Origin of the sequence: Aeromicrobium sp. REDSEA-S32_B7, assembly GCF_001626145.1 — a bacterium.
Classification (GTDB): domain Bacteria; phylum Actinomycetota; class Actinomycetes; order Propionibacteriales; family Nocardioidaceae; genus Aeromicrobium; species Aeromicrobium erythreum.
Genome location: NZ_LUNF01000229.1, coordinates 1 through 5,722 on the forward strand (window position 1 = coordinate 1; position 5,722 = coordinate 5,722).

General features: G+C 71.8%; 2 protein-coding genes. One reads left to right on the plus strand and one right to left on the minus strand.

The genetic code is table 11. The features are described from left to right. Window positions 1–12 precede the first annotated feature (12 nt). Complete coding sequence (polA, locus tag A6Q79_RS14835; protein WP_317698691.1) at window positions 13–2,856, plus strand: DNA polymerase I; 2,844 nt, start codon at window positions 13–15, stop codon at window positions 2,854–2,856. A gap of 567 nt (window positions 2,857–3,423) precedes the next feature. Here the strand turns inward: polA and A6Q79_RS14840 are convergent. Then, the coding region (locus A6Q79_RS14840) for an FAD-linked oxidase C-terminal domain-containing protein (protein ID WP_317698690.1) at window positions 3,424–5,722 on the minus strand (2,299 nt) is incomplete at its 5' end.

The following is a 5,722-nucleotide window of genomic DNA, read 5'->3' on the forward strand; positions in this document are numbered from 1 at the left end:
GGGCGGGGCACGATGACCGACCTTTCCAAGATCCGCAATTTCAGCATCATTGCCCACATCGACCACGGCAAGTCCACGCTCGCCGATCGCTTGATCCAGCATTGCGGGGGGCTGACCGACCGCGAGATGTCCGAGCAGGTTCTCGACAATATGGACATCGAGAAGGAGCGCGGGATCACCATCAAGGCGCAGACCGTGCGCCTGTCCTACACCGCGAAGGATGGCGAGACCTACGAGCTCAACCTCATGGACACGCCCGGCCATGTCGACTTCGCCTATGAAGTCAGCCGCTCCCTCGCCGCGTGCGAGGGTGCGCTGCTGGTGGTCGACGCGGCGCAAGGGGTCGAGGCGCAGACGCTCGCCAACGTCTACCAGTCGATCGAGCACGACCACGAGATCGTCCCCGTCATCAACAAGATCGACCTCCCCGCCGCCGAACCGCAGCGCGTGGCCGAGGAAATCGAGGAGATCGTCGGCATCGAGGCCACCGGCCCGTGGGAAGAGGGCGGCGCGGTGCTCACCAGCGCCAAGTCGGGCATCGGCATCGAGGAAACGCTGGAGGCGCTGGTCAAGCGCATCCCCCCGCCCACCGGCGACCGCGACGCGCTCCAGCTGGTCACCGACACCACCACCGTGCTCTACCCCCGCAAGGGAGTCTCCGACCTCGCGCGGATGACACCGGCCGCGGTCGAGGAGAAGTACGGGGTCACGCCCGAGCACTACCCCGAGATCGCCGCGCTCGTCGGCGAGACGAGCGACAACCTGCCCGGAGTCCCCGGGGTCGGGCCGAAGACGGCGGCCAAGTGGATCAACCAGTACGGCTCGCTCGAGGCCCTCGTCGCCGACGTCGACGCCGTGAAGGGCAAGGCGGGGGAGTCGTTGCGGGCCCACCTCGACGACGTGCTCCGCAACCGGCGCATCAACGCGCTCGTGCGCGACCTCGACCTCCCGGCCAAGCCCACCGACCTCGCGTTCAGCACCGAGTGGAACCGCGACGCCATCCACGAGGTGTTCGACGCCCTCGAGTTCGCGGCGCTGCGCACCCGCCTGTTCGAGTACCTGGGCGGTGGTGACGAGTCGAGCAGCGACGAGGCGGCCGTCGAGGTGGTCGTCGACCGTCCCGCCGCCGGAGCGCTGGCCGCGTGGCTCGACGAGCACACCGATCGCGAGCCGGTCGGCGTGGAGGTCACGGGCGTGCTGCGACCCGTCGGCGCACGCGTCGACATGCTCACCGTCGCCACGGCCGCTGGCCGTGCCGTGAGTCTCGCGCCGGAGTCGCTCGACCCGGCCGACGAGAAGGTGCTCGCCTCGTGGCTGGCCGACGCGGACCGCCCGAAGGTCATGCACGACGCGAAGGGTCAGCGGCATGCCCTGGCGGCGCAGGGCTGGTCGCTGGACGGGTTGGCGGCCGACACCGCGCTCGCCGCCTACCTGGTGCGTCCGGACCAGCGCTCCTACGACCTCGCCGACCTCGCGCTGCGCGCGCTGAAGCGCGACCTGAGCCCCGCCGACGACTCCGGCCAGCTGGCCTTCGACGACGACACCGCGGGCGTCGAGGGCGCCGCCCAGCGGGCCCGCGCCGCGCTCGACCTGTGGGGCGTGCTCGCGGAGGAGCTGGAGCAGCAGGAGGCGCTCACGCTGCTGCGCGACGTCGAGCTGCCGCTGGTGCACGTGCTCGCCGCCGCCGAGACCGCCGGCATCGCCGTCGACTCCGAGCACCTCGACGCGTTGCACGAGGAGTTCACCGGTCGCATGACGGCAGCGGCGGAGGAGGCCTACGAGGCGATCGGTCGCGAGGTGAACCTCGGGTCGCCCAAGCAGCTGCAGGAGGTGCTCTTCGAGCAGCTGGACATGCCGAGGACCAAGCGCACGAAGACCGGCTACACGACCGACGCCGAGGCGTTGCAGCAGCTGTTCGTCAAGACCGGCCACCCGTTCCTGGAGCACCTGCTCGCGCACCGCGACGTGACGCGTCTGCGGCAGACCGTCGAGGGCCTGCAGAAGACGGTGCAGCCCGACGGCCGGATCCACACGACCTACTACCAGACCATCGCGGCGACCGGCCGGCTCAGCTCGGCCGACCCGAACCTGCAGAACATCCCCATCCGCACCGAGTCGGGACGCCGGATCCGTGAGGCGTTCGTCGTCGGCGAGGGGTACGAGACCCTGCTGACCGCGGACTACAGCCAGATCGAGATGCGCATCATGGCCGACCTGTCCGAGGACGCCGACCTCATCGAGGCGTTCCGCTCCGGGCACGACTTCCACACCGTGATGGCGACGAAGGTCTTCGAGCGCGAGCCCACCGACATCGACGGGGGACTGCGGGCCCGGATCAAGGCCATGAACTACGGACTGGCGTACGGGTTGTCGGCGTACGGGCTCAGCCAGCAGCTGCAGATCTCCACGGGTGAGGCGCAGGGCCTCATGGACGACTACTTCGAGACCTTCGGCGGCGTGCGCACCTACCTGCACGGCGTGGTCGAGGAGGCCCGCCAGACCGGGTTCACCGCGACGATCCTCGGCCGCCGCCGCTACCTGCCGGACCTGCTCAGCGACAACCGCCAGCGACGCGAGATGGCCGAGCGGATGGCGCTGAACGCCCCCATCCAGGGCTCCGCCGCCGACATCATCAAGGTGGCGATGCTGGGCGTCGACGCAGCCCTGCGCGACCAGGGACTGACGTCGCGGCTGCTCCTGCAGGTCCACGACGAGCTCGTCCTCGAGGTCGCCGAGGGCGAGCGCGACGTCCTCGAGACCCTCGTGCGCGAGCAGATGGCGTCCGCGGCGCAGCTCTCCGTCCCCCTCGACGTCTCCGTCGGCACCGGCCGCACCTGGCACGAGGCCGCCCACTGAGCCGGAGCCGCCGACGTCGCTGAGCGCTCGCTCGACCTGCGGCTGCGCTGGCGCGGCGTCGACTCGTCCTGCGCTCCGCAAGGGCCTCGACCGGGCGGCTGGGCGGTCGCTGGTCTGGGGTCCCGGGCTGCGGGTTGCGCTCGGGGTGGACGCAGGATTCTGCGTTTCGCCCCCTGAGCGGTGGATCTGCCACCGCATCGCCCTCGGCGGTGGATCTGCCACCTTCTCAGCGCTGTACACGTGGAGAATCCACCGCCGACGTGGTCAGGCCTGGCAGGGCTTCTGCGTTCGCGAGGGGATCCCGTAGCAAACGCAGAAGCCTTGGCACTCCCGCACCCGAACGCAGATTCTTGTGTTCACCCGTGCCGAAGCCACAGCCCGAGTGCTCGACCCACCGCTGACGCCAGCCGCCCGGTCGAGGCCTTTTCGGAGACCAGACCGAGCGCGAGTCGAGGCGGCGCAGCAGCACGACGAGACTCCCCGCGGCAGCGCAGCAGCACGACGAGACCCCTGCGACAGCGCACCGGCAAGTCGTCAAGACCGCAACCGCACGACGAGCCAGTACCCCTACTCCCCCGGCGCGAGCAGCTCCGCGAGGTGAAGGGCCGGGACGTCGGCGAGGTCGTCGAGCTGGGTGCGGCAGGAGAAGCCGTCGGCGAGGACGACGGCACCCTCGCCCATGGCGCGGACGGCTGGCATGAGCTGCTGCTCGGCGACGGCGACGGACACTTCGTAGTGGCCGCGCTCGACGCCGAAGTTGCCGGCGAGTCCGCAGCAGCCGGAGAGTCGGGTGACGGTCGCGCCGGTGCGGCCGAGGACGTCGAGGTCGGCGGCGAAGCCGAGCACCGACGACTGGTGGCAGTGCGGCTGCACGACCACCTCGGTGCCGCTGAGGTCGGGGGCCTGCCAGCCCTCGGTACGGGCGAGCAGCTCCGCGAGCGTGAAGACCCCCTGCGCGACCTCGGCTGCACGCGGATCGTCGGTGAGCTCCACGGCGTCGGAGCGCAGCACCGCGAGGCACGACGGCTCGAGGCCCACGACCGGCACCCCGTCCGCGACGTACTCGTGCAGCACCCCGACCGTGCGCTCGACGAGCGAGCGGGCGGTGTCGAGCTGGCCGGTCGTGATCCACGTGAGTCCGCAGCATGCCTGCTTCTGGACGACCTCGACCCGGTAGCCGGCCGACTCGAGCAGCCGCACCGCGGCGTGACCGCCCGACGTCGAGAAGTACTCCGTGAACGAGTCCGCCCAGATCGCGACCCGGGGCCGGTCGGTGCGCGTCGCGGACGCCTCGAGGGCCGGCCGAGCGGCCCGGCTGAACCGACGCGTCGCGAACGACGGCAGGCTGCGACGCTGGTCGACGCCAGCCACCCAGCGTGCGACGTGGGCAAGCCCCGGCACCCGCAGGGCCAGGTTCGCAAGGGCCGCGACGGGCGACGTCAGCCGTGCCCAGAACGGCAGCTTCCCGAGGACGTAGTGGCTGCGCGGCCGCATCCGACCCTTGTAGGTCTGGTGCAGCACCTCGGACTTGTAGGTCGCCATGTCGATGCCCGTCGGGCAGTCGTTGAGGCAGCCCTTGCACGACAGGCAGAGGTCGAGCGCCTCGTGCACCTCCGGCGCGCGGTAGCCGCCGGTCACCAGCCGCCCGTCGACCATCTCCTGCAGCACGCGCGCGCGTCCGCGGGTGGAGTCCTTCTCGTCGCGGGTGGCCTGGAAGGAGGGACACATGACGCCGTGCGACGCCTTGTTGTCGGCGAGGCACTTGCCGACGCCCGTGCACCGGTGCACGGCCGCGCCGAGGTCGCCGTCGTCGTGCAGCAGCCGCAGGCCGCGGCGCGATCCCTGCAGGCCGGGCGCCCACCCTCGACCCTGCGTCCGCAGATCGGCGTCCAGCGCACGGACACCCGGCACGGGTGCCCGCCCCTGCGCGGCGGACGGCAGAGCAGCGGGGGCGACGAGCACGCCGGGGTTGAGCAGGTCGTCGGGGTCGAGGACGTGCTTGACGCCCCGGAACAGCGCGATGGCCTGCTCGGAGTACATGAGCGGCAGCAGCTCCGACCGGGCGCGACCGTCGCCGTGCTCGCCCGAGAACGAGCCGCCGTGGGTGGCGGTGAGCCGGGCGGCGTCCTCGATGAACGCGCGGTAGCCGGCGTGTCCCCCGGGCTCGGACAGCGGGAAGTCGATGCGCACGTGCACGCAGCCGTCGCCGAGGTGGCCGTACGGCTCGCCGTTCAGGCCGTGCTGCTGCAGGAGCGCGTCGAAGTCGCGCAGGTACTGCCCGACCCGCTCGGGCGGCACGGCCGCGTCCTCCCAGCCCGACAGGGCCGGTCGGTCCCAGATGCGCGACGCCAGGCCCGCACCCTCCTCGCGGATCCGCCAGAACGCGGCCTGCTCGGCCACCGACGTCACGTGCCGGTGCGACAGCGAGGCGGAGTCCGCGACGACGCGCTCGGCCTGGGCGGCGAGCTCGGCGGGGTCGTCGCCTGCGAGCTCGACGTAGAGGTAGCCGCCGCCGCGCGGGTAGTCGGGCACGCCGGCAGCACCCTTGGCGGCGCGGTACACCTCGATGATCCGCTCGCCGAGGCCCTCGCAGGCGATCGGGCCGTGCGGGAGCATCGTGGGCACGTCGTCGCCGGCCTCGGCCATCGAGCCGTAGCCGAGGACCACGAGGTGCACGTGCCGCGGGGTCTGCACGAGGTCGACGGTGGCGCCGAGCAGGACGCCCAGCGTCCCCTCGGTGCCGGCCATGAACGACGCGACGTCGAAGCCGCGCTCGGGGAGCAGGTGCTCGAGGCTGTAGCCCGACACCTGGCGGCCGAAGCGGCCGAGCTCGGTGCGGACGGTCGCCAGGTCGGCCGCGACGACG